A 26,168-nucleotide genomic window follows, 5' to 3' on the forward strand; every position below is an offset into this window, starting at 1 on the left:
TGCTCCGGACCTGGCGCCGGTGCCGGGTCCGGCGCAGGACACCCCGTGCGGCACGTTTCGGCCGCCACGCCGCACGGCCATGCGGCGCACCCTTGATTCATCGGTAACAACCGATGTATTATGCGTGCCATGGGGAGGCCGACGGCACAGCCGGACGTGTTCACGGCGATCGCCCACCCGCGGCGCCGCGAGATCCTCGCGCTGCTCGCCGCCGAGGACCGGGCCGTCCGTGACCTCGTCGAGCCGCTCGGACTGGCGCAGTCCACCGTGTCCGAGCACCTCGGCGAGCTGCGGAAGGTGGGGCTCGTCGTGAGCCGCACGCACGGTCGGGAGCGCGTCTACAGCCTGCAGGTCCGGCCGTTGGGCGAGGTGACCGACTGGCTCGCCTCGCTCGACCGGTTCTGGACGGAGCGGATCAGCCTCCTCGGCCACGTCCTTGACGACCTCGAGACGAAGGACCAGACATGAGTCGCATCCACAAGACCGCGGACTTCGACGTGCCGGCATCGACGCTGTGGCGCGCACTGACCGAGCCCGAGCTGCTGGCCACCTGGCTGATGCCGAACGACTTCAGGCCCGAGGTCGGCCACCGGTTCACCATGACGACCGAGCCGGCGCCGATGTTCGACGGCACCGTCCACCTCGAGGTCCTCGAGATCGAGGCGCCGCACCGCATGCGCTGGTCCTGGCGGGGCGGGCCGATCGACACCATCGTCACGTTCGAGGTGGTCGAGACCGGGCCGGACTCCTGCCGCTTCGAGTTCCTCCAGGAGGGCTTCTCCGGCCTCGGTGCCGAGTTCGCCCGCGTGTTCCTCAGCGGCGGCTGGAAGAAGACGACGCCGCTCCTGCGTGCGGTCGCCCGCACGCTGCGCACGACGGCGGCGAGCCATGACTGACGCCGCCGCGCTCGCGCGCAAGCTGCAGGCCAAGCCGGGCGCCACCGTGTGGACCTGGCCCGAGTCGGACGACCTGCCCGAGGCGCTGCGCGGCGCCCACGAGGTCGTGCCCGGTCCGGTGACGGAGGCCGACGTCGCCGTGCTGCTCACCGAGGACCGCGCGGCGGTCGACACCGTCCTCGCCGACCACCTCGAGGAGCTGACCGACGTCGGCGCGGTGTGGATCGTCTACGCCAAGGGCAACCGGACCGACGTCAACCGCGACACCCTGTGGGTCCAGCTGGCCGAGTACGGATGGCGCGCCGTCTCCCAGGTCTCCTGGTCCGACACCCGATCGGCCCTGCGTGTGCGGCCGCTGCGCGAGGGGGAGGTCCCGCGCACGGCTTAGGAGTAGCCGGCCAGGACGCCGGTGGCGTGCTCTCGGTTCAGCGCGCGCACCCGACGCAGGTGGTCGCCTCCGGCCGGACCGCGAGCCGTGCCGGCGGGATCGGGTTCCCGCAGACCGTGCACCGCCCGCCCTCGCCCCGCTCGCGGCGGGCGAGGGCGTCGTCGATCGCCGCCAGCGCCTCGAGCCGCATCCGTCGCAGGCCCTCGAGCCGCGACCACTGCGCCGACAGGGGTTCGCCCTCCGGGTCGTGCTCGTCGTCGTCGGACCCTGCCCGGCGTGCGCTGCGCAGGGCGTCCAGCTCCTGCTCCACCTCGGCGAGCCGCGCGGCCGCCTCCGCCCGGCGGGCGTCGAGTCCGCCCGCGGTCGGTGCGACCTCGAGCGCGCCGTCCGCGGCCGGCCTGCGCGGTTCGGTGGGTCGCGACGACGATGTCCCGTTCATCGGCCCAGTCTGCCCCGTTGTCGCCCTCTTCCCCTCAGGTCAGCGCTCACTGTATGGTCAGCGCATGCTGACCATTGCTTCGCGGGTGGACGCGATGAACCGGCTCGGTCGGGCCATGGCGGACCCGACCCGGTCCCGCATCCTGCTCGCGCTCCTCGACGGGCCCGGCTACCCGGCTCGCCTCGCCCGCGACCTCGACCTCACGCGTCCGAACGTGTCGAACCACCTGTCCTGCCTGCGCGGCTGCGGCATCGTCGTCGCCGAGCCCGAGGGTCGGCAGACCCGGTACGAGATCGCCGATCCGCACATCGCCGCCGCGCTGACGGCACTGGTCGACGTCACACTCGCCGTCGACGAGAGTGTCCCGTGCGTGGACCCGCGGTGCCCGGTGCCGGGATGCTGCGAGCCCGAGGCGGCGCGGTGACGGTCACGGCGCTCAGCCCGGCCCGCACCGAGATCCTGCGACGGCGGATCCGGATCGTCGTCACGATCACGATCAGCTGGAACGTCATCGAGGCCGGCGTCGCCCTGCTCGCCGGTCGGGCGGCCTCGTCGGCCGCGCTCATCGGGTTCGGGCTCGACTCTCTCGTCGAGGTGCTCTCCGCCGCGGCCGTCGCCTGGCAGTTCGCCGTGCCGGACCACGTGCGGCGCGAGAAGATCGCGCTGCGAGTGATCGCCGTGTCCTTCTTCGCCCTGGCCGCCTACGTCGGGGTCGATGCGGCACTGTCGCTGCTCGGGGCGCGCGAGCCGGAGCACTCACCGGTCGGTATCGCGATCGCGGCGCTCAGCCTCGCCGTCATGCCGTTCCTCAGCTGGTTCGAGCGGCGCACCGGACGCGAGCTCGGGTCGGCCTCCGCCGTCGCCGACTCCAAGCAGACGCTGATCTGCACGTACCTGTCGGCGGCGCTCCTGGTGGGACTGGTGCTCAACAGCTTGCTCGGCTGGGCCTGGGCCGACTCCGTCGTCGCGCTCGTCATCGCCGCCGTCGCCGTCCGCGAGGGCGTCGAGGCGTGGCGGGGCAACGCGTGCTGCGCTGCGCCGGCCGCCGTGCTGTCCGGCGAGCAGGAGGCCGACCCGTGCACGGACGGCTGCTGTGCGCGCTGACGGGAGTGCCGACGAGGTGCCGGTGACGCCGAAGGGCCGGATACCGCCCCTCGTGCTCATGATCGGTGCGTTCGGCGCGCAACGGCTGATCGCTCGCAGGCGCGTTGCGACCGGAGCGACGCGGGCCGGGGCTTCGGCTCTGCTGGCGGCATCGGCCTGGCTGATGGGCCGGTCGATCCATGAGTTCCGGCGCCGGCGCACGACAGTCAACCCGGTCGCCATCGGTGCCGGCTCGTTGGTCACGTCGGGACCGAACCGTCTCACCCGCAATCCCATGTACCTCGGCATGGCTGGAGTCCTTGTCGCTCACGCGCTCAGTCTGAGATCGCCGGTGGCAGTCCTACCGGCCTGTCTGTTCACGGCAGTCATCGACCGCGTCCAGATCCCCGCCGAGGAGGCTGCGCTGCGGTCGCTCTTCGGGGACGAGTACGACGCCTACGTCCGGGCGACGCCGCGCTGGCTGATATCTCGTCTCCCGGCGTGACCTGTCCGGCACGGCCTGTCCGGCACGATCACCGACCAGCTGGTGACGACCCTGCGTCAGGGCCCGCTCCTTCTCGTCGAGCGCAGCGTCGAGGCGGTCGAGCGGCGCGGTCGCGGTGCGCCGCGGTGTCGCCGGCCGCCTCGGCCCGCTCACCGGCACGCGGGATCGACAGGAACGCGCAAGGTGCTACGGGTGCTACGGGTGCTACATTTTCCCTGTGGTCACCAACGTCTCGCACCGCGACCTTCGCAACCGCAGCGGCGAGGTCCTGCATGCCGTCGCGGCAGGTGAGTCGTACACCGTGACGAACCGGGGGAAGCCCGTCGCGCGGCTGGTCCCGATCGCCGAGGCCGCCGACTCCCTGCCGCTGCACCGTCCGGCATCGATCCGCGGAGAGTTCTCCCACCTGCCCCGGCACGTGATCGCGACCCCGAGTGCCGACTCGATCGACGACCTTCGGGGCGAGCGTTGACGAGGTTCTATCTCGATACCTCGGCAGCGGCCAAACTGCTGGTCGAGGAGCCCGAGAGCGTCCCGCTTGCAGCGTGGGCCGACGATGCCGAGGTCCGCCTGGTAGCCACGCACCTCCTCGAGACCGAGCTGCGTCGGTTCGCAACCCGACACGACCTGCCGCAGGCCGCAGTGTCATCGATCCTCGACCGGGTCGACCTCCACGATCTGCCGCCGAGCCTCTACCGCGAGGCAGGGCTGCTGGCCGGTGCGACGCTGCGCTCTCTCGACGCCCTGCACCTGGCCGCCGCGATCCGCCTGGACGTCGAAGCCCTGGTCACCTATGACATCCGCCTCGCAGAGGCGGCCGAGGAGCTGGGCATTCGGGTCCGTGCGCCGGCACCCTGATTGCCGCGCCGCACCGGGCCGGGCCGGGCCGGGACCGCGCCGGCTGGCGCACGGCCGCCGACTACGTTGGAGAGATGGTCGTCGTCGCCCAGATCAACCTCATCGTCGCGGACATCGAGGTTAGCCGCGCCTTCTACGCACGACTCGGGGTCGAGTTCCGTAGCCGGAACCGGCACGGGGAGGGCGTTGCCGAAGCATGGGTGGCCACCAACACGGGCGTGACGATGGTGATCCACTCGACCGCGTTCGCCGCATGGTGGGACGAGACGGCGCCACGGCCAGTAGCCGGCGGCCCTCAGATCGATCTGGAGCTCGGGTCCGCGCGGCAGCTCGACGACCTCGTCGCCGAGCCGGACGGCGTCGGTGCCGACGTCATCAAGGTGCCGACCGACATGCCGTGGGGCCAGCGCTTCGCCATCGTGCGTGACCCGGACGGGCATCGTGTCGGCCTCAAGGCGCCGATCGAGCACGAGCGACCAGCCTCGGGGTGGCGCGGGCCGACCGTCTCCGACGACGATCGCGCCGCTCGTCGGTAGGCACGATCGGATCGGGCCCGTACGGTCGGGCGGCCAGGGTGCCGGGTGACGATGCTGGAGGCCGAAGGGAGCCGCAGTGATCGATCAGCTCAACCGCCTCGTCGACGAGATCGAGACGCATCTCGGCGACGGCGTCGACCTCGACGGGTGCGCCCGGGGACTCGGGACCACCGGGTACCACCTGCGCCGGATGTTCTCGTCGTTGGCCGGGATGCCGGTCTCGGAGTACGTCCGGCGCCGGCGCATGACTCTCGCCGCGGCCGACCTGGTCGGTGACGACGACGTCCTGACGATCGCGGTGCGCCACGGCTACGGGTCCACCGAGGCGTTCGGCCGGGCGTTCCGCTCCGTGCACGGCGTGAGCCACAGCGTGGTCCGGCGTGCCGGCGGCCCCCTTCGCAGCCAGGTCCGTCTCAGGTTCCACCTGACCGTCGAAGGGAGCATCCCCATGGACGTCCGCATCGCCGACCGCCCCGCCTTCCGCCTGATCGGGCACGCCGCCCGGGTGCCACTCATCCATGTCGGCGTCAACCCGCACATCCAGGAGCACGTCGCCGCGATCCCCGCCGAGGAGCACGACAGGCTCAAGGCGATGAGCTCGACCGAACCACCGGGGCTGCTCCAGGTCAGCGCCGACGTCGACGTCGACTACACGGAGGGCACCGCGCTGACCTACCTGCACGGCGTGGCGGTCCGGGCCGACGCGCGCGTGCCGGACGACCTCGACGCGATCGAGGTGCCGGCCGGGGCGTGGGCCGTCTTCCGAACCTCGGGCGAGCATCCCTCTGCGCTGCAGGACGTCTGGGCGGCGACCGCCACCGAGTGGTTCCCGTCGAACCCGTGGCGCCTACGGCCGGGACCGTCGATCGTCGCGGTCCTCGAGCGGTCGGACGACTTCCGCACGGCCACCTGCCAGCTGTGGCTGGCTGTCGAGCGCGACTGACCGCGAGCTACGCCGGGTTCCCGGCCGCGCACGCGGGGTCGCGCTGGGCCCCGCGCGGGGCCGTCACGAGAACCTGACGAACGCGCGGACCGGGTGCTCGAGCTCGTGGGCTGCGCGAAATCCCATCGCCTCGTAGAAGGCGCGCTGTCCGGGCTCGTCGTCGGTGATGAGGACTTGCTGCCGCACATGCGCGAACGGGGCGAGGACCCGGCGGAACAGCTCCCCGGCGATGCCCCGGCGCCGGTGGCTGGGGGCGACGAGGATGTCCTGCAGGTAGGCGATCGTGTGCCCGTCGCCGACGACCCTCGCGAGACCGACGAGACGCCCGGAGTCTCGGGCCGTCGCCACGGCGGCGGAGCCGGCGACGGCGGCAGCAAGGCGGTCGGGCTCCCTCGTGTAGGCGGTCCAGCCGACGGCGTCGTACAGCTCGATGAGCTCGGCCCGCGTCGGGGTGTCGTCGAGCTGGTAGGTCGGTGGCATCCAGCAATGGTGTCAGCAGGCGTGACGGACTCCGCGGTCAGGCGTGGTCGACGCTGCAGGACCTGACTGCGGGCCTCGACGGGAGCTCGTCGGGGGCGCGGCCCGCCCATCGGATGTTCGAGGGGGCGGTGCGATGGGCCGACGATGGGTGGGACGCGTGGGTCCGTGCAATCACCCCCGGCGAGGCGGCAATGGTTCTGCCTGACCTGCGAGAGCTGTTCGGCGAGTACCTCGCCCGTGCGCACGAGTGCGTGACCGGCGTGGTGGCGGACGGTCGTGGGTTCGCCTACCTCATCGGCTGATCGGCTCCGTGTCGTGGCGATCGCGTCGAACGGGCTCGGTGCGACGGACTCGGTGCGACGGACTCGTCGCCGCGACGGGTGCGAGCCAACCGAGGACGACCACCACGGCCGTAGCATCTACGGCAACACCAGGAGGTGAGACCGTGGCATCGATCGTCGTTCGTGGGGTCGACGAGCTCCCCGCGCCGGAGCGCACCGACGTTGTGCGGGCAGTGCGCCTGACGTGACCATGCCGGACTACGCCGACGTTCGCCTCCGCCCGCTCGCCGTCGAGGACGCCGAGGTGATGGCGACCGTCCTCTCGCATCCCGACCTCTACCGCTTCACCGGCGGCGAGCCACCGACCGCCGCGGACCTGCTGCGCCGCTACACGGCGCAGGTGCGCGGCGGCCCCGCGGACGGGAGCGAGGAGTGGCTCAACCGGATCGTGCTCGTAGGGCCCGGCGTGGAACCTGCCGGGTACGTCCAGGCCACGATCACGGACGACGGCGCGACCGCCGAGATCGCCTGGGTGATCGGGTGGGCCTGGCAGGGGCGCGGGTACGCCCGACGGGCGGCGGAGCTCCTCCGGGACGAGCTGGTGCTGCGGGGAGTGCGCACCCTGATCGCCCACGTCCACCCCGACCACCGTGCCTCGGCGCGTATCGCCGAGCGCCTCGGCCTGGTCCGCACCGACGTCGCCGTCGACGGCGAGATCCGCTGGGCCGGCGCCGTGGGCGGGAGAGCCTGAGAACTCCTCGCGCCGGGTTGTCGAATCGAGAGGTGCTCGTCCGTCATGCTCATGAGGTCGCGACCGCGGCCCGGCCGGCGGACCGCGCCTGCCGCAAGCAGAGAAGGTGGGAACGATGAGCAAGTTCGTGGTGCTACTGATGGCCGACGGCGACGAGAAGGCGTGGGACGAGCAGTCCCCCGAGGAGCAGGCGGCGCTGATGGAGAAGTTCGGGGCGTTCGGCGCCGCGTGCGAGGCGCGCGAGGGGGTGACGATCCTGGCGGGGGAGGCGCTCGCCGACCGCGACGCCGCCAGCACCGTGCGCACCCGTGGCGGGCGGCTCTCGCACACCGACGGCCCCTACGCCGAGGCCGTCGAGCAGCTCGGCGGCTTCTACCTCATCGAGGCACCCGACCGGGAGACCGTCGTCGACCTCCTCGCCGTCCTCCCGGCCTACGACATGCAGATCAACCCGGTGGTGGAGATGTGACCGTTCGGCTCCCCGGGAGTCGCCCGGTGGTCGACGTCGCGTGACGGCAGCGGAGCTCGAGCGCGTGGTGCGCGAGGAGTGGGGCCGTCTGGTGGCCCTGCTCCTCGCGCGCTACCGGCGTCTCGACCTCGTCGAGGACGCGCTCGGCGACGCCGTCGAGGCCGCCGCGCGCACCTGGCCCGCCGGTGGTGTCCCGGACAACCCCGCCGGCTGGCTCCATCGCGCCGCCGGTCGCCGCATGGTCGACCAGCTGCGGGCCGAGGCGATGCGACAGCGACGGGCGCCGCTCCTCGTGACGGAGGCCGAACGAGGTGCCGAGACAGGAGGCGTGATGGCCGACCCGGGCGACCTCCTCGAGGACGACCTGCTGCGGCTCGTCCTCATGTGCACCCACCCGGCGCTGCGGCCCGAGGCGGCGGCCGCGCTCGCCCTGCGCCTCGTCCTCGGCGTGACCACGCACGACGTCGCGCGGCTCTTCCTCGTGCCCGAGCCCACGATGGCGGCGCGCCTCACGCGCGCGAGGAAGACGATCGTGGCGGCCGGCATCCCGTTCGCGGTGCCCGCGGCGAGCGAGCTGCCCGAACGGATCGACACCGTCGCACGGACCGCCTACCTCGCCTTCACGGCCGGGTACGCCCCCGGCAGCGGGACGGACCTCCTCCGTGCCGACCTCGCGGGAGAGGCGGTCCGCCTCGCGAGGGTGGTCCGCGCGCTGTCTCCGGACGAGCCGGTGCTCACCGCGCTGCTCGCGCTCGTGCTCCTGCAGCACTCGCGCCGCGACGCACGGGTCGGCGAGCGCGGCGAGCTCGTCCTCCTCGCCGACCAGGACCGCGCGCTGTGGCGCCGTGACGAGATCGACGAGGGGCTCGCGCTGATCGGCGAGCTCGCCGGGCCCACGCCGATGACCCCGGCCGCGGCCGGGTACCTCCTGCAGGCGCGGATCGCCGCCGAGCACGCGACCTCGGCGACGCCGGACGACGTCGACTGGCGGCGCATCGTCTCGCACTACGACCTGCTGCTGCGGGTCGCGCCGTCGCCCGCCGCCGAGCTGGCCCGCACGGTCGCGGTCGCGGAGGCGGACGGGCCCGGAACCGGGCTCGCCGCTCTCGACGCGGTGCGCATGCCCGGCAGCCATCGCCCCGCCGCGGTCCGGGCCGACCTCCTCGCCCGGCTCGGCCGGACGGGCGAGGCGCGGGCGGCCTACGCCGAGGCGATCGGACTGTGCCGTAACGAGGGCGAGCTGGCGCACCTGCGCGAGCGTCTCGACCGGCTCGACCCGGCCTGATCCGCAGCCTCAGTCGCTCGGGCGCCGCCTGTTGCGCTTGATCTCCGACCGCTCCCGCTTGGCCTGGAGCCGACGGCGCTGAGAGCCCCGCGTCGGACGGGTCGGCCGGCGCACGGTGGGCGGCATGACTGCGTCGCGCAGGACGGCGGCGAGGCGCAGGCGGGCCGCGGTGCGGTTCCGGTACTGCGACCGGTGCTCGGCCGCGGTGATCGTCAGGACCGTCCCGTCGGCCCGCGCGGCGAGGGCCCGCAGGACGCGCGGGCGCTGGGTGTCGGTGAGCGCCGTCGTCGTGGCGAGGTCCAGGCTCAGCTGGACGCGCGAGTCCGCGGTGTTGACCCCCTGTCCGCCGGGTCCCGACGCGTGCGAGAACTGCTCGACCAGCTCCGCTGCGGGCACGACCAGGCCACGCGGGGCGCCCGGGCCGGGAGGCACGCGCAGATCGTCCATGCCCTCAGCATGACGCACGGCGCTCGGGCCACGTCTGTGCCACCGGGACGGCGGCGCAGACACGCCGCGCGGACGACCGCCGAGAGTTCGCGTCATCGGTCACAGGTGTGGGACTGTTCCGTGCACCACATTATTCGGTCGCGCCCCCGGGCGGCCGAGACAGGACTGACGAAGGAGCGGACGACCGATGCTCGACAAGCTGCACGACCTCCTGCGCCTGCGCACCTCGCCGGGGATCTTCTTCGGGGCGGCCGCGGTCCTCATCGGCTTCGTCATCGTGACGATCGTGTTCACGGGGCCGCTCGACTCCGCCGTCGGGGCGGGTTCCGAGTGGTTGATGACGAACCTCGGCTGGTTCTACATCTTCGGCGTCACGGTCTTCCTCGCCTTCCTGCTGTTCATGGCGGTCGGCCGCTTCGGCCGGGTCAAGCTGGGCCCGGACGACGAGCCGCCCGAGCACTCCGGCGCGTCGTGGTTCGCCATGCTGTTCGCCGCCGGCATCGGCAGCATCCTCATGTTCTGGGGCGTCGCCGAGCCGGTCAGCCACTTCGGGGACCCGCCGCGCGGCCCGTCCGGCATCGAGGCCGAGAGCGTGGCAGCGGCCGCGGACGCCATGAACTTCACCTTCTACCACTTCACGCTGCACACCTGGACGATCTTCACCCTGCCCGCGCTGTGCTTCGCGTACTTCATCCACAAGCGCAACCTTCCGCCGCGCGTGAGCTCGATCTTCCAGCCGCTGCTCGGTGAGCGCATCCACGGACCGATCGGCAGGACCATCGACGTCGTGGCCATCGTCGGCACGGTCTTCGGCATCGCCGTCTCCGTGGGCCTGGGCACCCTCCAGATCAACGGCGGGCTCGCCGAGCTCTTCGGCATCGGCGAGAACGCCTTCTGGCAGCTCGTCATCATCACGGTGGTCTGCGGCGCGGCGCTCATCTCGGTGGCGCTCGGACTGGAGAAGGGCATCAAGGTCCTGTCGAACATCAACATCGTCATGGCCGTGGGTCTGCTGCTGTTCGTCCTGTTCGCCGGCTCCACGCTGTTCGTGCTCAAGGGCACCATCGAGTCGATCGGCACCTACCTCGTCAACCTCCCCGAGCTCGCGTTCTGGAACGACACGTTCGCGAACTCCGGCTGGCAGAACACGTGGACGGTCTTCTACTGGGCGTGGACGATCACCTGGTCGCCGTTCGTCGGCATCTTCATCGCCCGCATCTCCAAGGGACGCACCATCCGGCAGTTCGTCGCCGGTGTCCTCGCCGTGCCCGCCGGCTTCTCGGTGCTGTGGTTCGGGATCTTCGGCTACTCGGCCTTCGACATCGAGCTCAACGGCGACGGCGGGCTCGTCGACCGCGTGGTCGGCGACGAGGACATCCCGGGCGCGTTGTTCGCCTTCCTCGACCACTATCCGGCGGGCTTCCTCGTGTCGGTCATCGCCATCGTGGTCGTGGTGATCTTCTTCGTCACCTCGGTCGACTCGGCCGCGCTCGTCACCGACACCATGGCCAACGGCCACGAGGACTTCAACCCGCTGGGGCAGCGCATCTTCTGGGCGGTGGCGATCGGCGTCATCACCGCCACGCTCCTCGTCTTCTCGGGAACGGGTGGCCTGGAGGCGCTGGAGTCGACGATCATCCTCGTCGGCCTGCCGTTCTTCATCATCGCCTACTTCCAGATGTACGCCCTGCTCAGAGCCCTGCGCGAGGACGCCGGCGAGCTGCCGCCCATGCGCACCCGTCGGTGGAAGAAGGTCCTGCCGCCCGAGGAGCTCGAGCGGCGGCACGGCGAGGACGAGCACGACACGAGCGACGTCGTCGTCGCGCCCGAGGCCGTCGACGAGGTCCCCGAGATGCGCGACCCTTACGTGGACACGGGCACGCGCAAGCGGCGCCGCGAGCGCGGCAGGACCCTGCCCGCGCGCACCGGCAGCACCCCCAAGACCTACGGGAGGGCCAGCGACGTCGACGACCCGCGCTGACGCCACGCACGCCGGCCCTACGCGTGCGGCTCGGCGGGGAGGCCCGGCGGCGCAGCGCGGGGCCCGGGCCGGGAGTCGCGGACGAAGAACGAACCGACGATCCCGAGCGCGGCCACCGCACCCGCCACGGCGAACGCGACGTTCGCTCCGTGGACCGCGCCTGCCTGCCCGTGGACCTGGGGGTCGCGGGCGGCCCCGGCCATGACGGTGACGAGCACGGCGGTGCCCACCGACGCGGAGACCTGGCGCAGGGTGTTGTTCAGCGCCGTCCCGTGCGGGATGAGGCCGGGTGGCAGGACGTTCAGCGCCGCCGTCGTCACCGGCATCATCACCATCGCGGTGCCGAGCATCCGCACCGCGTTGACCGACGCGATGTAGGTGAAGGAGGTGTCGGTCGTCAGCCGGGCCAGCATGAGCGTGGTCGCCGTGAGCAGCACGAACCCGACGATGCTCAGCACCTGTGCGCCGAATCGGTCGAAGATGCGTCCGGTGATCGGAGAGACGATCCCCATGACGGCGGCACCCGGCAGGAGTGCGAGGCCGGACTCCATGGCGGAGTAGTCGCGCATCTCCTGCATGTAGAGCGGGAGGATGAGCATCCCGCCCACCATCGCCATGAACACGCACATGCCGAGCGCGGTGTTGAGGGTGAACATCGGGTGGCGCAGGACGCGGAGCTCGAGGATCGGCTCCTCGATGGTCAGCTGCCGGTGGACGAACGCCACGAGCGTGACGGTCCCGACGACGAGGGGCACGATGACGTGGGCGCTCGTCCAGCCCGCGTCCCCAGCCGCGCCGAAGCCGAACAGCAGCCCGCCGAACGCGAGGGTCGACAGGACGACCGACGCCACGTCCAGGCGCGGGAACGAGCGTTCGGTGACGTTCTTCAGGATCGCGTACGCGACGATCATGTCGACCACCGCGATCGGCAGCATCATGACGAAGAGCGTCTGCCACGGCAGATGGTCGACGATCCACCCGGACAGGCTCGGTCCGATCGCCGGGGCGAACGCGATGACGAGCCCGAACGTGCCCATCGCGGAGCCCCGCTTCTCCAGCGGGAAGATCGCGAAGAGGATCGTCTGCGCCAACGGCATGATGATCCCGCCGCCGGCGGCCTGGACCACGCGCCCGACGAGTAGCACGGGGTACACGGGAGCCACGGCGCAGACGACGGTCCCCACGGTGAACAGGCCCATGGCGGCGAGGAACAGGGCGCGCGTGGAGAACCTCTGGATGAGGTACGCCGTGACCGGGATCATGATGCCGTTGACCAGCATGAAGATTGTCGTCACCCACTGGACCTCGCTGGCGGTGATCCCGAAGTCCGCCATGAACGCCGGCAGCGCGGTGTTGAGCAGCGTCTGGTTGAGGATGATGACGAACGCGCCCGAGATGAGCACCGTGAGGAGCACGTTGCGGTTGACCGGCGCGGGGGAGCGTCCGTCGTCGCGCGGGACCCGCTCCTCGGGGGAGTCGGGGCCGCGCGCGGAGCCGGTGTCGTCGCCGGTCAGGAGAGCACCTCCGGTGGCGCCGGCACCGGTGGCGCAGCCACGTCCTCCTGCTCGAGCTCGGCGAAGGCCGCGTCGATCTGCTGCTCCAGGGGGTGGCTCGGGTCGACCGTCCACCGACGGATCGAGACGCGCAGGATGCCCACGGCGACGGCCGCGAGCAGGGCGGGCCGCAGGTCGTCGGGCTCGGCGTCGAGCCGCTCGGCGAGCACCTCTGCGAGCCCCTGCTCGAGGCTCACGTACTGCGCCAGCTGGCGCGTGAGCAGCGGGAGGTGCTGGTGGACCAGCCGCTGGCGGGCCTGCAGGCGCTCTCGGTCGAGCCGGACCTCGCCGAGGCGGTAGCAGCGGACGATGCCGGCCCGCAGCGCGCGCACCGGCGGTTCCTCGGGCGGGCGCGCGAGGATCGACCGGCGGAACGCGCTCGTCGCCTCCGACGTCTCGGGGACGAGGGCGTCCTCCTTGCAGGAGAAGTAGTTGAAGAACGTGCGCGGGGAGACACCGGCGGCGTCGGCGATCGCGTCGACGGTCAGCGACTCCATGCCGTGCGCGAGCGCCAGATCCAGGGCGGCGTCCCTGATGGCCCGATGCGTCTCCTGCTTCCGCTGCTCGCGCCGTCCCAGCGGGGCGGGTGCCGTGGTCGCGTCGTCCATCGGAGCGACCGTAGGGCGAAACGTGCAGCGTCTGCAAGTTTTCCTCGGCGGCCGACGGGCGGGCCCGCCCGTACGGCAGCGGCCGGTCGTTCAGCGCACCTCGAACCGTTCGGGCAGGTCGCCGGCCTCGTCGGCCCGGACGGCCCGGACGTCGACGGAGTCGACGCGGGCAGCGCGCGGACCGGTGCGGCACCACTCGAGAAGAGCATCGACGCGCGTACGCGTGCCGGACACGAGCGCCTCGACGCGCCCGTCGTCGGTGTTGCGCACCCAGCCGGAGACGGACCGCTCCCGCGCCGCCGCCCGGCAGGCCGCGCGGAATCCCACGCCCTGCACGCGTCCGCTCACGACCACCCGGACCGTCGTCATCGATGTCCCTCCCGCTCGTCGCGCCGAGACCCCGGGCGGGGACGGCCTCGCGGCCGTGCCCGCCCGGGGGTCCGACCGGTACGCGGACCTCACGGCTACTCGAGGTTCTCCTGCGCGTAGACCGTCATGGCGTCCCGGACGTAGGCCGCGTAGGAGCGGCCCCCGCTCGAGTATGTCTGTCCGAACCTGGGGTCGTCGACGTACATCTGGCCGAGCTGGGCGAACGCCTCGCGGCCGGGCGGCGTGCCGCCCCAGCCGGCTCCCACCCACTCGTGCTGGCGCCGCGCGAGGTCCTGGACCTCGGCGCTGCGGACGTCGAGCCCGCGGGCCGAGGCGTCGCCGAAGCCCTCGGCGACCGCCTGGATCTCGCCCTGGAACGCCTTCTTCTCGTCCTCGCCGAGCGAGCGCCACCAGGCGTCGGAGTCGGCATACGCCCGCCGACCCCATCGCTCCTCGACCTCGCCCCGGTACCGCGTGTGGTCGAACCCGTCGAACATGTCGCGTGCCACGAGCTCGCCTCCCTTCTCGATCATGGTGATGGTGGACCGCACCGACCTCGCGACGGCCCCGAGCCTCGTCCGCTCACGCTCGAGCCGTTCGGCATGGCGGCGGAGCGACTCCGCCACCGGCACGTCCTCCTCGAGGACATCCCGGATGTCGCCCAGTCCGAGACCGAGCTCGCGGAGCACGAGGATCCGCTGCAGGCGCAGCAGCCCGTCGGCGTCGTAGTGACGCGTCCCGCCGGGACCGGTCCGGGACGGCCGGAGCAGCCCGCGCGCCTGGTAGTGCCGCAGGGTCCGGCTCGTCGCGCCGGTGAGCCGGACGACCTCCTGCATCGACCATTCCTGGCGTGGCATGTCGCTCCCTCCGTCCGTGCGTCGCGATCGGTGCACACCTCACTGTGGTCGTTGACGTGGCGTCAACTGCAAGCGCATTCGTCCTCGAGGGGGCGTGACGTGGACAGCGGCCGTCCGGAGTTCACCCGGGTCACCCGTCGACCTCACCTCCGGTTCACCCGCGCGTGACACGGTCCGACCGGCCCGTCGGTGGGCCTGTCCGCGCCTGCCCCCCTGGTGCGGGACGTACTGATCAGGAGTGATGTCGACGATGCGTAGATCACGTCTGCCGGGCTGCGTGGCCTCGGCCGCAGCCCTCGCGGTGGTGGCGGCCACGGTGCCCGCCGTGGCCAGCCCCGACGACGGAGGGGCGATCCCCCTGCCGTCCGCGCCCGGCGCCGCCACGCCGAGCTACGCACCGGTGGAGCCCGACCCCGACCAGGTGGAGGCCGCCGAGCCGACGCTGGGCCTCGACGAGGGCGAGCGGCTCAGCGGGATGCGCACGGTGGTCAGCACGCCCAGCGTCGCGGGCGCGAACCCGACCGCGATCGAGGTCGACGGCACCGCCGACGCCTCCGCCCGGGTCACCCTCGGGGCCGAGGCGCTCGCCGAGACCGACGCGGCCTTCGTCCTCGACGTCACCGCTGCGGTCGAGATCGCCTACAGCAACTACCTCATGGTCAACGGCGAGCGGGTCGGCATCCTCGAGCAGATCGCCAACGTCGACGACCACCCGATCGACGTCCCCGCCGACCTCCTCACGCTCGGGCACAACGAGGTCGTGTTCCACACCGGGACGCGCGCCTCGACCTGCGGCATCAACCACGACGACGTCGTCATCGGCAACTTCCGCCTCCAGATCCCCGGCGGCGAGCAGTTCACCAACCCTGACAACCCCACGACCGGCCCCGCCCCGGGCGCGGACGGCCTGTACAACATCGGCGACGGCAACTGCGGGTCGAGCAACAAGCCCCGCTTCCTCACCACCGAGTTCACGGTCGACGCCGAGCCGAACGAGTACTCGGGGCTCCTCCTCGAGCTCGACACGACCGTGCTGGAGGACGGCGAGCACTCGATCGCGGCCGTGACCGAGGCGGGTGCGCGCACCGAGCGCACCGTCGTCGTCGACAACACCGGACCGGCGCTCGTCTCGTCCTCGATCGCCGACGGCGACCACCTCCTCGGGGAGGTCGCCCTCACCGCGGAGGTCTCCGACGACGCCGGCGTCGACGCCGGCCCCACCCTCACGCTCGACGGCACCCCTGTCGCCCAGGGCACGACGATCTCCTCCGACACGCTCGCCGCCGGCGAGCACGAGCTCGTCGTCGAGTCCACCGACTCGCTCGGCAACACCTCGCGCCACGTCGTCACCTTCACCTCCGCCCCGAACACGCCGGGGATCACGGACCTCGACCCGGCCGACGGCGAGACGGCGCTCGGCCTCGACGCCCCGCTCACGGCGACCGTGACCGACCCGCACGGCGACGACGTCGACGCCACGTTCTACGTGGCCGAGCCCTCGCTGCCCACGGCAGCCGCCCAGGGCACCACGGACGAGCTGCCGCTCGGCCAGCTCGACCTCACCGGTCAGCAGGAGGCCGACGCCACGCTCCTCGCCCCCGGTGACGGCGAGGTGCTGCGCAGCCCGGCGGCCGAGGGCGTGACCTTCCAGCGCTTCGACGTCCCCGTCGAGTCGGACGGCGAGCAGGTCGTGTCCTGGTCCGGCGAGGTCGACCCGGCGCGCGGCGTGCGCCTGTACGTCTGGGACGCCGCCGACCTTGGATGGGACCTCCTGCAGGACGCCCGTGGCACGGCCGACGGCGCGACCGAGCTCGGCGGCGTCGCCGAGGCCGCCCACGTGGACGACGGCGTCGTGCACCTCCTCGTCGAGGGCTACGACCCGTTCGCGGACGACATCGAGGACCCCATCGCCGATGAGTTCCGCGACCCGGACACCTACGACTTCGCGATCGCCCACAACACCGACACCCAGTACCTGTCCGAGGGGGCGGTGGACCAGGAGGGTGCGGCGGCCGACCGCTTCCGGGACGCGTACCTCGACACCACGCGGTGGATCGCGGACAACGCCGAGGAGCGCAGCATCGCCTACGCCCTGCACACCGGTGACCTGGTCAACGACGACACCGTCGTGACCGAGGACCCCGAGTGGCTCGCACACGCGCGGGCCCAGTACGACGTCGCCGACGAGGCGCAGTCGATCCTCGACGACGCCGGCATCCCCAACGGGGTCCTGCCCGGCAACCACGACAACCGGTACGGAAACGACAACAGCCTGTACAACGAGTACTTCGGGCCCGAGCGGTACGAGGCCCTGTCCGAGGGCTGGGAGAACGCGGAGTACGGCGGCCCGTGGCGCGAGGGCGACAACCAGAACCACTACGACCTGTTCACGGCCGGCGGCCTGGACTTCGTCGTCGTGCACCTCGGGTACCTCGCGACCGCGGAGGAGCTGGCCTGGGCGAACGAGATCCTCGCGCAGTACCCGGACCGCAACGCGATCCTCGCCTCGCACGAGTACATCAACGCCTCGACCGCTCCCGATGCCCGTGGCTCGACGCACACCGCGTTCTGGGGCGAGAACCTCTGGAACGACGTCGTCACGCAGAACCCGAACATCTTCCTCGTGCTCTCGGGGCACGTCCACGGCGTGGGCACCAACGTGCGGCACGACGTCGCCGAGCCCGGCCACCACGTGGTCGAGCTGCTCGCCGACTACCAGGAGTACCTCGTCGACGGCGAGAAGACCGCGGGCTTCTTCCGACTGCTGCAGCTCGACGTCGACAGGTCCGAGATGACCGTGGACACGTACTCCCCGCGCCTCGACAACTTCGGCGCGCACGAGTTCGACTCGGCCACCAACCGTGACTACGACGGCACCGAGGACGACTTCACGGTGCCGGTGGACCTCACCTCGCGCACCACGTCGATCGCGACCGACTCGGTCCTCGTCACCGCCTACTCCGAGACCGAGATCGGGACCGACACGGTGGCCTCGGGCGAGACGGCGTCGGTGGAGTGGTCGGGTCTGGAGCCGGGCACGACGTACGGCTGGTACGTGGTGGCGGAGAACGCGACCGGTGGTCGTGGGGTCTCGCCGCTGGCGACGTTCACCACCGTGGGCGACGCCGAGGAGCCTGGCGAGCCCGAGGAGCCGGGTGAGCCCGGTGAGCCGACCGATCCGGCACCGGGAATCGGGTTCTTCCTCAACAACGAGTGGGACACGATCGCGGACACGGTGTTCGAGTTCGGCCGCGTCAGCGATGAGGTGTTCGCGGGGGACTGGGACGGCGACGGCACCGACACCCTCGCGCTGCGGCGGGGGAACGCGATCCACGTGACCAACGACCCCGCCGCGGCGACCGCGGAGCCGGCGTTCACGTACGGGCGTGCGGGTGATGTGCTGCTGGCGGGGGACTTCGACGGCGACGGCACGGACTCCTTCGCCGTGCGGCGGGGGAACGAGTACCTCGTGCTCAACACCCTCGTGTCCGGGGACGCGGACGTCGAGGTGGCCTACGGGCGAGCTGATGACGAGGTGCTGGTCGGTGACTGGGACGGGGACGGCCTGGACACCTTCACCGTGCGGCGGGGCAATGAGTTCTTCGTGGCCAACGAGGTCCGGGACGGGTGGGCCGACCAGGTCATCTCCTACGGCCGCGCCGGCGACGTCGTGCTGGTCGGTGACTGGGACGGTGACTCGGTGGACTCGTTCGCGGTGCGTCGTGGGAACGCGTACTTCGTGAAGAACCAGATCGCCAGCGGGAACGCGGACATCGAGCTGACCTATGGCCGCGCGAGCGACCAGGTCCTCGTGGGCGACTGGGACGGCAACGGCACCGACACCCTCGGAGTCCGCCGCTGACCACCTCTCACGAGTGAGGGGAATCTTCCCCACGAGCGCGGGGAATCTTCCCCACGAGTGAGGGGAGTTTTCCGCTAGCGAGCGGACGTCCTCCTCACGAGTGAGCGACGTTCGTCGACAGCAGTGGGCGCCGCCCGGACCACCGTCCGGGCGGCGCTCGCGTGGCGGGCGAGAGACAGACCGGCTCGCGCTCACTCGCCGGACCGAGGTCCGCTCACTCGCCGACCGCATCATGCCGCCGCGGCGCGAAAAATCCCCTCACTCGTCAGAATGGGGGGGCCGACCGCTAGGAGCTGTGTTGAACGACAGGACCGCGCCGGGTCCCACCGCCTGGCTCGTCGCCACCCTGGCCCTGCTCTCGGCGGTCTCCCCGCTCGCGACGGACATGTACCTGCCGGCGTTCCCGCAGATGCAGGGCGACCTCGAGACGACGGCGGCATCGGTCCAGCTCACGCTCACCACGTTCATGGTGGGGCTCGCGCTCGGCCAGCTCCTCATCGGCCCGCTCTCGGACGCGCTGGGCCGCCGGGGCCCGCTCCTGGTCGGCACGCTCGTGTGCCTGGCCGCGAGCATCGCGTGCGCCCTCGCGCCGAACGTCGCGGTGCTCGTCGCCATGCGGTTCGTCCAGGGCATGAGCGGCGCGGCGGGGATCGTTCTGGCCCGCGCCGTCATCACGGACCTGACCCGCGGGCCGCGGACCGCCCGGCTCATGAGCCTGATGATGGTGCTCGGCGGCCTCATGCCGGCCCTCGCACCGAGCATCGGCGGCGGCATCCTCGAGGTCGGGGACTGGCGCACGATCTTCTGGGTCGTCTGTGCGCTCGTCGCCGTCATGGTGGTGCTCGTCGTGGCGGTCGTGCCCGAGTCGCTCCCGGTCGAGCGCCGCGAGCCCGGCGGTCTGCGCCGCCTCGTGGCGGGGGCCGGTGAGGTCCTGCGCAACCGCACCTACCTGTTCGCCACGGGCGTCTTCACCCTCGGCTTCTCCGCCTTCTTCGGCTACATCTCCGCCTCGCCGTTCGTCCTGCAGAACATCCTCGGCCTCGACGAGCTGCAGTTCGCCGTCGTCTTCGGGGGCAACTCCCTGGGGATCATGGCCACCGGCGCGCTGGCGATCCGGCTCGCGGGGCGCGTACCGATCCTGCCGGTGGTCGGCGTCGGCCTGGCCCTGCTCGCCACCGGCGCCGTCGCGCTGCTCGTCCTCGCGCTCATGGGCCCGACCCTGGTCCCCACCCTCGTCGCGATGTTCGTCACCGCCGCCTCGATCGGCCTGTTCATGGGCAACTCCTCCGCGCTCGCGATGCAGGCCCTGAGGTCCTCCGCCGGCACCGGGTCGGCCATCCTCGGCGCCGCACAGTTCCTGCTCGCGGGGCTGATCTCGCCGATCGTCGGCATCAACGGCGAGAACGACGCCGTCCCCATGGGAGCCGTCCTCGTCGTCGGTTCGGCCCTGGCCTGGCTCTCGTACCTCGCGCTGCGCCGCGAGACGGCCAGGAACGATGCCCCGACGGCGGGCTGACCCCGCTCGAGCGGGTCCGCGCGCGGTCGCCTCTTGCGCTCCGGCGTCGAGCCGCCCCAGCCGGTACGTGGCTGCCGGCGCGTTGCCGCGACGCACTCACCCGAGGAGGCCGGCCACGTCGTCCAGGGAGGTGATCCGCCAACGGGCTCCGCCGTCGTCGAGGTCGAGGCCGGGCGTGACGAGGACGGCGCTGTCGATCCCCGCGGCCGAGGCCGCCTCCGCGTCGATCGGCCGGTCGCCGACCGCGAGGCAGGTGTCCGCCTCGAGCCGGTGCCGGCCCAGCATCTCGCGGTACATCGCGGGATCCGGCTTGCGCGGGTGGCCGTCGGGCGCGCACAGCATGTCGTCGACCTCGAGCCCGAGGCTGGTGAGCAGGCCGGTCGCGCTCGCCCGGTCCCGGTGGGTGACGACGAGGTTGAGGCCGCCGAGCGCGCGGGCCGCCGCCATGGCCTCGCGGGCTCCCGTCATCACCGGCGGGGGAGTGCGGACCCAACCCGCCTTGAGGTCGGTCTGGGCGGCCTCGAGGTCGGCGGCAGGGATGCCGAAGCGGTCGGAGAGAGCCTCGACGGCGGCGCCGGTCGACCTGCGGGTCAGCGCCGCGACCTCGCGCTCGGTGATCTCGCCGCCGCGGTCGCGCACCACCCGTGCCAGCGCGGCGTCGACCGCCGGGTAGGTGTCGACGAGCGTGCCGCCCATGTCCCAGACGAGGTGTCGCCGCATCCGGCAAGTGTGCATGCCGAGCGGTCCGCGCGCACAGCCGGGCCCTGGGCAGGCACGGGCACCGGTGGTTGGATGTCGCCATGAGCGCACCCAAGGACGAGAGCCGCGTGGTGACGGCGAGCGCGGAGGTGGTGGCCCCGGCGTCGGAGATCTTCGAGCTCATCGCCGTCCCCGCCAACCAGCCCAGGTGGGACGGCAACGAGAACCTCGTCGCCTCGCACCGCAGCGAGCCTCTGACCGAGGTGGGAGACGTGTTCGAGATGCTCAACACGAGCGGCAGGACTCGCGCCAACACGGTCTCCGAGTTCGAGCAGGACCGCCTCGTCGCCTGGATGCCCGGCGGCGTGGGGGAGGAGCCCGCGGGGCACGTCTGGCGCTGGGAGCTCGAGGAGATCGGCGAGGGGCGCACCCTCGTGACCCACACCTACGACTGGACGCAGCTGCACGACGAGAGTCGCCACGAGCGAGCCCGCTCGACGACGAGCGACAACCTCCTCGCCTCGATCGAGCGGCTCAAGGCACTCGCCGAGAGCTGAGCCGGCACGTCCGGGCGGGCGCGGTCCCGCTGCTCCTGACCGGAAGCCTCGCGGCCCGGTCAGAAGACCGGCTTGCCGCCCGTGACGCCGAGCACCGTGGCGGACACGTAGCTCGCCTCCTCGGGCGAGGCGAGGAAGACGAAGGCGCCCGCCAGCTCGGCCGGCTGACCGGCCCGTCCGAGCGGGGTGTCCCCGCCGAAGCCGGGCATCGAGTCCCCGCCCTTGGTGGCGGGCTGCAGCGGCGTCCAGATCGGGCCGGGGGCGACGGCGTTGACCCGGATCCCGCGCTCGCCGAGCTCCTGGGCCAGGTTGACCGTGATGTTGTTGATGGCCGCCTTCGTCGACGCGTAGTCGATAAGGCTCACCGACGGGTCGTAGGCCTGGATCGAGGCGCAGTTGATGATGGAGGACCCCGCCCGCAGGTGCGGCAGCGCCTCCTGCGTGACCCAGAACAGCGCGTAGAGGTTGACCTTGACGATGGAGTCCATCTGCTCGGTGGTGACGTCCTCGATCCCGTTCTCACGCCGGGCCCACTGGGCGCCGGCGTTGTTGACGAGCACGTCCAGGCCGCCGAGGCCGGCGACGGCGTCGCGCACCATCGCGCGCGCGGTCTGCTCCTCGCGGAGGTCCCCGGGGAGGAGGACGGCCCTGCGGCCGGCCCGTTCCACCCACGCGGCGGTGTCCTCGGCGTCGGTCTGCTCCTCGGGCAGGTAGGAGATCGCGACGTCGGCGCCCTCCCGCGCGTAGGCGATCGCCACGGCACGCCCGATGCCCGAGTCCCCTCCGGTCACCAGCGTCCGGAGCCCCTCGAGGCGCCCGTGGCCGCGCCAGGTCTCCTCGCCGTGGTCGGGTCGCGGGTCCATGGCTCCCGTGAGGCCGGGCGGCGCCTGCTCCTGCGCGGGGAACCCGCCCTGCTCGCCCGCCAGGCGGACCGCATTCTCGCTCACCTGCTGCAGATCGGCGTCGCTCATGACACCAGCGTGACAGGGGACGCGTCGTTCGGCGACCCGGGGGACTCCGGCGGCGCCCCAGGACGCAGTGCCGGGTGCCGTCGGACCGGGCCGGCGGCGGGCAGTGGCCGACCGCCGGCCGGGTTCGTCAGCTGGCCGGGGCGAGCGTGGCGCGCGCGGCGGGTGTGAGGTCCGGCGAGACCTGCTCGAGGATCGCGCGGTCGACCATCTGGTCCGCCGCCTCCTCGTCGATCTCGAGACCGATCGCGAGCTCGCTGACCAGCGGGAGGAGTGCGTCCCGCATGAGCGTGCGCTCGCCGAAGGAGATCCCGGGCTCCTCCTCGCGGCGACGCAGGTCCCGCACGACCTCGGCCACCTTGAGCAGGTCGCCCGTGGCGACCCGGTCCTGCGCCGACTTCATCCGACGCGACCAGACCTTCTCGAACGGGAGGGACTCGGCCACGAGGACCTCGAAGATCGTCCCGATCCGGTCCAGATCCATCACGTCACGGACGCCGACCTCGTCGAGCATGTCGACCGGGACCGCCACTGTGAGGTCCTGACCGAGGACCTGGAGACGCGCGTAGGACACCTTGGCGCCCTTGACCGTGCGCGTGAAGACCGTGTCGACGGTGCTGGGTCCGTGGTGGGGGTGGACGACGGTCTGACCGGGAACGACGGGCATGGATCTCCTCTGCTCGGGACGACCGATCCGGCCGCCCGCTCGCGCGGCGGTCGTCCCGACGGCGGCACAGGCACTCGGCGCACGTGAGGACATGGGCACGAAAGCCTCGACGAGGCGTCCGAAACCCACGGACCTGGAGACTGATTATCGCACGGATCCGCGGAAAATGCCAGTGTGATGTCGTCCGCTACCCGGTGACGAGGTGCGCGCGCCGGGCACTGGCAGGCTGGGGGCATGGCGGACGCGAAGATGTACATCGTCAACCACGAGTGGGCGGGCGCCGGTCCGGAGCCGTGGGACGAGACCTCGATCGTCACCCTGCGGGCCGACCTCGTCCCGTCCTCGGGCGACGACGCGGTGTGGTCGGCGATCCGTGACTGGTGGTCCGGCTCGCTGGAGCGCGCCGAGAGCGACTCGCCGGTCGCCTACGAGGGCGGGTGCGTCGTGCCCCGCCCGGTGCGCGACGGGAACGTCGTCACCGTGCTCCTGCGCTCGCGCGGGGAGGCGGCGTTCGACGAGATCGCCGGGTTCGCCGCGTGGGTGCACAGGCTCGCGACCGTGGCCGACCCCGAGGTGGGTATTACCTGGACCGAGCTCCCGCACACCAACGCCGGCGGCGAGGAGGCGGCTCTCGCCGTGCTCCACGGGCCCGCCGGACCGACGGTCTGATCCGTCGTGCGGCGCTCCGCCGCCGGGCCGGCGTCCGGGCCGGTGCTCGGCCCTCGTGGGTAGGCATGCTCGAACAGCTGGTCGACCGGGTCGGACCGCCTCTCGGGGGGCCGTCCGGCGGGTGCGCATTTGTGCAGAACTCCGGCCGTAACGCCTGTCTTCTTTATCTCGATCGTCGGGCGCGTGACTCAAACGGCGCTGCATGTACTTACAGTGTGTGGCATGGCTAGACAGCGCACGTACGACGACACCCTGCGGGACCGCCTGATCGACGAGGCGGCCCAGGTCATCGCCGACCACGGGGTCCAGGCACTGTCCGTGCGCGACGTCGCGATGCGTGCCGGGACGACGACCAACGCCATCTACACGTTCTTCGGTAGCCGCGGCTCCCTGGTGGCCGAGGTCGTGGCCAAGGCCGATCAGTCCTTCGTCCAGGCCCACCGCGAGGCTGCCGGCGAGGGCGCCGACCTGCTCGACCTGTACCGGATCGGCAAGGCCTACGTCACGTGGGCGGTCGAGTTCCCCACGATGTACGTCATCCTCACCGACCGGGCGGGGGCCCGGCTCGACCCGCCGCCGTGGGCGCCGCACATCGAGCACGGCTCCTCGGATGAGGGCGCCCCCATCGTGCGCACCGTCGCCCGGCTCATGGCCGAGGGCGTACTCACGGCGGGCGACCCGGTGCTCGTCAGCACGTACCTGTGGGCCGGCGTGCACGGGTACGTCGAGATCCTGCGCATGCTCGACGGCCAGGAGCCCGCGGGCTACGACCTCGTCGAGTACCTGCACGCGCTCATCGCCCCGTGGGTCGCCCACGACGCCGACGGGCACCCGGTCGTCGATCTCGACGAGGTCGGCCGCGGGGTCTGACGACCTCCCGCGAACCCCGGGCGGACGAGGGCCTCAGGACAGCAGCAGCAGGCTGAGGGCCATCACCGCCATGCCGGCCAGGAGGCCGTAGATCGACCGGTGGTGGTGCCCGTACGCCTCGGCCGTGGGCAGCAGCTCGTCCAGCGAGATGAACACCATGACGCCGGCGACCGCGGCCAGCGCCAGCCCCGTGACCGTGGGCGTGAGGAACGGGGCGAGCAGGAGGTAGCCGAGCACGGCGCCCGCCGGCTCCGCGAGACCGGCGAGGAACGCCCACCGCAGTGCGGTGCGCCGCGAGCCGGTCGCACGTCGGATCGGCACGGCCACGGCGATGCCCTCGGGAACGTTGTGGATGGCGATCGCCACCGCCACTGGGATGCCGATCTCCGGATGCTCGAGCGCGGTGATGAACGTGGCGAATCCCTCGGGGAAGTTGTGCATGCCGATGGCCACGGCGGTCAGCATGCCCATGCGCAGCAGCGCGCGCGCCTCACGGTCGGCCGCGTCACGCTGGGTCGGCGGCACCTCGTGCGGGTTCGCCGGGCCCGGGACGAACCGGTCGATGAGGCCGATGACCGCGATGCCCCCGAAGAATCCGGCCGTCGTCGTCCAGGCCGCCTGCTCCGCACCGAGCACCTCGCCGATCTGCCTGCCCGCCTCGGGCAGGATCTCGACGAACGACACGTAGATCATCACGCCCGCGGAGAAGCCCAGCGCGGTCGACAGGAACCGGTCCGAGACGGGCCGGCGCGACATCGCGACCAGCGCGCCGAGCGTGGTCGAAAGTCCGGCGCCGAGCGTCAGCAGGAAGGCGAGCACCGCACCCTCGGGCACCGTCCACCTCCTTCGGGTCCGTTGCGGCGCCAGTCGTGCCTTCGTCGTGCGGGCGGGCCCCGCCCCGGGGGCGCTCCGGACAGGGTAGGCGCGTGACGAGGCGTGCGACGCCACGGGCGCGCCGCACGCCCCCCCGGCTACGCTCGGGCCTGCACGCCCGGCCGACGAGGAGCAGCGCACATGACCCACGACAACCCGTACGCGCGCCACGACGGCCCCGGCGGGCCGGACCGACCCGGGGCGGCGGGCGGTGGCGGTCCGAGCTCGGACGAGCGGACGTTCGCGATCATCGCGCACCTGTCCGCGCTGGCGGCGATCCTGCTCTCCGTCGGGTGGCTGACCTTCGTCGGTCCGCTCATCGTGTGGTTGGTCCTGCGCGAGCGCGGCCCGCTCGTGCGGGCGGCGTCGGCAGGTGCCTTCAACTTCGCGATCGGCATCACGATCCTCGGCATCATCGCCTGGATCTGCTTCTTCACGATCCTGCTGATCCCCGTGGCGATCGTGCTGTGGATCGTCGCCTTCATCGCGCAGATCTGGTGCTCGATCCGCGGGGCGCTCGCGGCGTCGCGCGGCGAGTACTTCTCCTACCCGTTCCAGGTGCGCATCCTCAGCTGACTCGGCCGGCCCCCGGCGGGCACGTTCTCGCAAGTCAGCGCGGTTACGAGAAGATAACGAAAGAAACTCAGATGTCCCCGGGATGCGCGCGGGCCGGAGCGGACATGGTTACAGTGCGCCTCAACCGCGGAGAACAACGACCCGTTCGCGCGGACAGACGGCTGGTCAGGCCACCCCCGTGG

General features: G+C 72.0%; 31 protein-coding genes. 20 read left to right on the forward strand and 11 right to left on the reverse strand.

Going from position 1 to position 26,168, the window contains the following annotated elements; all coding sequences use genetic code 11:
- Positions 1 to 129: 129 nt before the first annotated feature.
- The 3 genes from ACPYO4_RS13395 to ACPYO4_RS13405 are packed head-to-tail and all read left to right on the forward strand — an operon-like array spanning position 130 to position 1,284.
- Positions 130 to 468, forward strand: coding sequence for an ArsR/SmtB family transcription factor (locus ACPYO4_RS13395; RefSeq protein ID WP_425709749.1), 339 nt, complete (start codon positions 130 to 132; stop codon positions 466 to 468).
- Positions 465 to 896, forward strand: a complete 432-nt coding sequence (locus ACPYO4_RS13400; RefSeq protein ID WP_425709750.1) for an SRPBCC family protein — start codon at positions 465 to 467, stop codon at positions 894 to 896. The genes ACPYO4_RS13395 and ACPYO4_RS13400 overlap by 4 nt, the downstream gene beginning before the upstream one ends.
- Positions 889 to 1,284 (forward strand): hypothetical protein, encoded by a 396-nt coding sequence (locus ACPYO4_RS13405; RefSeq protein ID WP_425709751.1) that lies wholly within the window; start codon positions 889 to 891, stop codon positions 1,282 to 1,284. The genes ACPYO4_RS13400 and ACPYO4_RS13405 overlap by 8 nt, the downstream gene beginning before the upstream one ends.
- A gap of 37 nt (positions 1,285 to 1,321) precedes the next feature.
- On the opposite strand, the gene ACPYO4_RS13410 is transcribed toward ACPYO4_RS13405, so the two are convergent.
- Positions 1,322 to 1,723 (reverse strand): TraR/DksA family transcriptional regulator, encoded by a 402-nt coding sequence (locus ACPYO4_RS13410; protein ID WP_425709752.1) that lies wholly within the window; start codon positions 1,721 to 1,723, stop codon positions 1,322 to 1,324.
- A gap of 64 nt (positions 1,724 to 1,787) precedes the next feature.
- Between ACPYO4_RS13410 and cmtR the strand changes: the two genes are divergently transcribed.
- The 7 genes from cmtR to ACPYO4_RS13445 all read left to right on the forward strand — a co-directional run bounded on the left by cmtR (position 1,788) and on the right by ACPYO4_RS13445 (position 5,648).
- Positions 1,788 to 2,147, forward strand: a complete 360-nt coding sequence (gene cmtR / locus ACPYO4_RS13415; RefSeq protein ID WP_425709753.1) for a Cd(II)/Pb(II)-sensing metalloregulatory transcriptional regulator CmtR — start codon at positions 1,788 to 1,790, stop codon at positions 2,145 to 2,147.
- Positions 2,120 to 2,827: a cation diffusion facilitator family transporter gene (locus tag ACPYO4_RS13420; RefSeq protein WP_425709754.1), complete on the forward strand. Its 708-nt coding sequence runs from the start codon at positions 2,120 to 2,122 to the stop codon at positions 2,825 to 2,827. Before cmtR ends, ACPYO4_RS13420 begins: the two co-directional genes overlap by 28 nt.
- Before the next feature lie 22 nt (positions 2,828 to 2,849).
- Entirely contained in the window at positions 2,850 to 3,311 is a 462-nt protein-coding gene (locus ACPYO4_RS13425) for a methyltransferase family protein (protein ID WP_425709755.1), read from the forward strand.
- Between the two features lie 217 nt (positions 3,312 to 3,528).
- Complete coding sequence (locus tag ACPYO4_RS13430) at positions 3,529 to 3,783, forward strand: type II toxin-antitoxin system Phd/YefM family antitoxin (RefSeq protein WP_425709756.1); 255 nt, start codon at positions 3,529 to 3,531, stop codon at positions 3,781 to 3,783.
- Positions 3,780 to 4,169: a type II toxin-antitoxin system VapC family toxin gene (locus tag ACPYO4_RS13435; RefSeq protein WP_425709757.1), complete on the forward strand. Its 390-nt coding sequence runs from the start codon at positions 3,780 to 3,782 to the stop codon at positions 4,167 to 4,169. The genes ACPYO4_RS13430 and ACPYO4_RS13435 overlap by 4 nt, the downstream gene beginning before the upstream one ends.
- Before the next feature lie 74 nt (positions 4,170 to 4,243).
- A complete protein-coding gene (locus ACPYO4_RS13440; RefSeq protein ID WP_425709758.1) occupies positions 4,244 to 4,705 on the forward strand; it encodes a VOC family protein in 462 nt (153 codons plus the stop codon).
- Between the two features lie 76 nt (positions 4,706 to 4,781).
- Positions 4,782 to 5,648 carry an AraC family transcriptional regulator gene (locus ACPYO4_RS13445; RefSeq protein WP_425709759.1) on the forward strand — a complete coding sequence of 289 codons (867 nt, stop codon included), beginning with the start codon at positions 4,782 to 4,784 and terminating at the stop codon, positions 5,646 to 5,648.
- A gap of 63 nt (positions 5,649 to 5,711) precedes the next feature.
- Here the strand turns inward: ACPYO4_RS13445 and ACPYO4_RS13450 are convergent, their stop codons facing one another.
- Positions 5,712 to 6,128 carry a GNAT family N-acetyltransferase gene (locus tag ACPYO4_RS13450; protein WP_425709760.1) on the reverse strand — a complete coding sequence of 139 codons (417 nt, stop codon included), beginning with the start codon at positions 6,126 to 6,128 and terminating at the stop codon, positions 5,712 to 5,714.
- Positions 6,129 to 6,659: 531 nt separating this feature from the next.
- On the opposite strand from ACPYO4_RS13450, the gene ACPYO4_RS13455 reads away from it, so the two are divergent.
- The 3 genes from ACPYO4_RS13455 (at position 6,660) to ACPYO4_RS13465 (ending at position 8,914) form a co-directional block, all read left to right on the forward strand.
- The gene (locus ACPYO4_RS13455) at positions 6,660 to 7,160 is read left to right on the forward strand and encodes a GNAT family N-acetyltransferase (RefSeq protein ID WP_425709808.1); all 501 of its coding nucleotides are present in this window, start codon (positions 6,660 to 6,662) and stop codon (positions 7,158 to 7,160) included.
- Between the two features lie 115 nt (positions 7,161 to 7,275).
- On the forward strand, positions 7,276 to 7,629 hold the full coding sequence (locus ACPYO4_RS13460; protein WP_425709761.1) for a YciI family protein: 354 nt from the start codon (positions 7,276 to 7,278) through the stop codon (positions 7,627 to 7,629).
- Positions 7,630 to 7,669: 40 nt separating this feature from the next.
- Positions 7,670 to 8,914, forward strand: coding sequence for an RNA polymerase sigma factor (locus ACPYO4_RS13465; RefSeq protein WP_425709762.1), 1,245 nt, complete (start codon positions 7,670 to 7,672; stop codon positions 8,912 to 8,914).
- A gap of 9 nt (positions 8,915 to 8,923) precedes the next feature.
- Here the strand turns inward: ACPYO4_RS13465 and arfB are convergent, their stop codons facing one another.
- Entirely contained in the window at positions 8,924 to 9,361 is a 438-nt protein-coding gene (gene arfB, locus ACPYO4_RS13470; protein ID WP_425709763.1) for an alternative ribosome rescue aminoacyl-tRNA hydrolase ArfB, read from the reverse strand.
- A gap of 187 nt (positions 9,362 to 9,548) precedes the next feature.
- Here arfB and ACPYO4_RS13475 point away from each other — a divergent pair, with 187 nt between their 5' ends.
- Positions 9,549 to 11,342: a BCCT family transporter gene (locus ACPYO4_RS13475; RefSeq protein WP_425709764.1), complete on the forward strand. Its 1,794-nt coding sequence runs from the start codon at positions 9,549 to 9,551 to the stop codon at positions 11,340 to 11,342.
- 17 nt (positions 11,343 to 11,359) lie between these two features.
- On the opposite strand, the gene ACPYO4_RS13480 is transcribed toward ACPYO4_RS13475, so the two are convergent.
- The 4 genes from ACPYO4_RS13480 to ACPYO4_RS13495 all read right to left on the reverse strand — a co-directional run bounded on the left by ACPYO4_RS13480 (position 11,360) and on the right by ACPYO4_RS13495 (position 14,729).
- Entirely contained in the window at positions 11,360 to 12,745 is a 1,386-nt protein-coding gene (locus ACPYO4_RS13480) for a DHA2 family efflux MFS transporter permease subunit (protein WP_425709765.1), read from the reverse strand.
- A 107-nt stretch (positions 12,746 to 12,852) separates the two neighbouring features.
- A complete protein-coding gene (locus ACPYO4_RS13485) occupies positions 12,853 to 13,503 on the reverse strand; it encodes a TetR/AcrR family transcriptional regulator (protein ID WP_425709766.1) in 651 nt (216 codons plus the stop codon).
- A 90-nt stretch (positions 13,504 to 13,593) separates the two neighbouring features.
- Entirely contained in the window at positions 13,594 to 13,872 is a 279-nt protein-coding gene (locus ACPYO4_RS13490) for an acylphosphatase (RefSeq protein WP_425709767.1), read from the reverse strand.
- A gap of 95 nt (positions 13,873 to 13,967) precedes the next feature.
- A complete protein-coding gene (locus tag ACPYO4_RS13495) occupies positions 13,968 to 14,729 on the reverse strand; it encodes a MerR family transcriptional regulator (RefSeq protein WP_425709768.1) in 762 nt (253 codons plus the stop codon).
- 250 nt (positions 14,730 to 14,979) lie between these two features.
- Between ACPYO4_RS13495 and ACPYO4_RS13500 the strand changes: the two genes are divergently transcribed.
- Both ACPYO4_RS13500 and ACPYO4_RS13505 read left to right on the forward strand, forming a co-directional pair.
- A complete protein-coding gene (locus tag ACPYO4_RS13500) occupies positions 14,980 to 18,591 on the forward strand; it encodes a metallophosphoesterase (RefSeq protein ID WP_425709769.1) in 3,612 nt (1,203 codons plus the stop codon).
- A 298-nt stretch (positions 18,592 to 18,889) separates the two neighbouring features.
- The gene (locus ACPYO4_RS13505; RefSeq protein ID WP_425709770.1) at positions 18,890 to 20,107 is read left to right on the forward strand and encodes a multidrug effflux MFS transporter; all 1,218 of its coding nucleotides are present in this window, start codon (positions 18,890 to 18,892) and stop codon (positions 20,105 to 20,107) included.
- 96 nt (positions 20,108 to 20,203) lie between these two features.
- On the opposite strand, the gene ACPYO4_RS13510 is transcribed toward ACPYO4_RS13505, so the two are convergent.
- A complete protein-coding gene (locus ACPYO4_RS13510) occupies positions 20,204 to 20,827 on the reverse strand; it encodes an HAD-IA family hydrolase (protein WP_425709771.1) in 624 nt (207 codons plus the stop codon).
- A gap of 80 nt (positions 20,828 to 20,907) precedes the next feature.
- On the opposite strand from ACPYO4_RS13510, the gene ACPYO4_RS13515 reads away from it, so the two are divergent.
- On the forward strand, positions 20,908 to 21,363 hold the full coding sequence (locus ACPYO4_RS13515) for an SRPBCC family protein (protein WP_425709772.1): 456 nt from the start codon (positions 20,908 to 20,910) through the stop codon (positions 21,361 to 21,363).
- A gap of 59 nt (positions 21,364 to 21,422) precedes the next feature.
- On the opposite strand, the gene ACPYO4_RS13520 is transcribed toward ACPYO4_RS13515, so the two are convergent.
- The gene (locus tag ACPYO4_RS13520; protein ID WP_425709773.1) at positions 21,423 to 22,334 is read right to left on the reverse strand and encodes an SDR family oxidoreductase; all 912 of its coding nucleotides are present in this window, start codon (positions 22,332 to 22,334) and stop codon (positions 21,423 to 21,425) included.
- A gap of 127 nt (positions 22,335 to 22,461) precedes the next feature.
- Entirely contained in the window at positions 22,462 to 22,998 is a 537-nt protein-coding gene (locus tag ACPYO4_RS13525; protein ID WP_425709774.1) for a CarD family transcriptional regulator, read from the reverse strand.
- Between the two features lie 234 nt (positions 22,999 to 23,232).
- Here ACPYO4_RS13525 and ACPYO4_RS13530 point away from each other — a divergent pair, with 234 nt between their 5' ends.
- Both ACPYO4_RS13530 and ACPYO4_RS13535 read left to right on the forward strand, forming a co-directional pair.
- A complete protein-coding gene (locus ACPYO4_RS13530) occupies positions 23,233 to 23,667 on the forward strand; it encodes a hypothetical protein (RefSeq protein WP_425709775.1) in 435 nt (144 codons plus the stop codon).
- 222 nt (positions 23,668 to 23,889) lie between these two features.
- The gene (locus ACPYO4_RS13535) at positions 23,890 to 24,537 is read left to right on the forward strand and encodes a TetR/AcrR family transcriptional regulator (protein WP_425709776.1); all 648 of its coding nucleotides are present in this window, start codon (positions 23,890 to 23,892) and stop codon (positions 24,535 to 24,537) included.
- 33 nt (positions 24,538 to 24,570) lie between these two features.
- Here the strand turns inward: ACPYO4_RS13535 and zupT are convergent, their stop codons facing one another.
- Positions 24,571 to 25,371, reverse strand: a complete 801-nt coding sequence (gene zupT, locus ACPYO4_RS13540) for a zinc transporter ZupT (RefSeq protein WP_425709777.1) — start codon at positions 25,369 to 25,371, stop codon at positions 24,571 to 24,573.
- 180 nt (positions 25,372 to 25,551) lie between these two features.
- Between zupT and ACPYO4_RS13545 the strand changes: the two genes are divergently transcribed.
- Complete coding sequence (locus ACPYO4_RS13545) at positions 25,552 to 25,986, forward strand: DUF4870 domain-containing protein (protein ID WP_425709778.1); 435 nt, start codon at positions 25,552 to 25,554, stop codon at positions 25,984 to 25,986.
- The last annotated feature ends 182 nt before the right edge of the window (positions 25,987 to 26,168 follow it).

This window comes from Georgenia sp. Z1491 (assembly GCF_049856175.1).
Taxonomy (GTDB): Bacteria; Actinomycetota; Actinomycetes; order Actinomycetales; family Actinomycetaceae; genus JB111.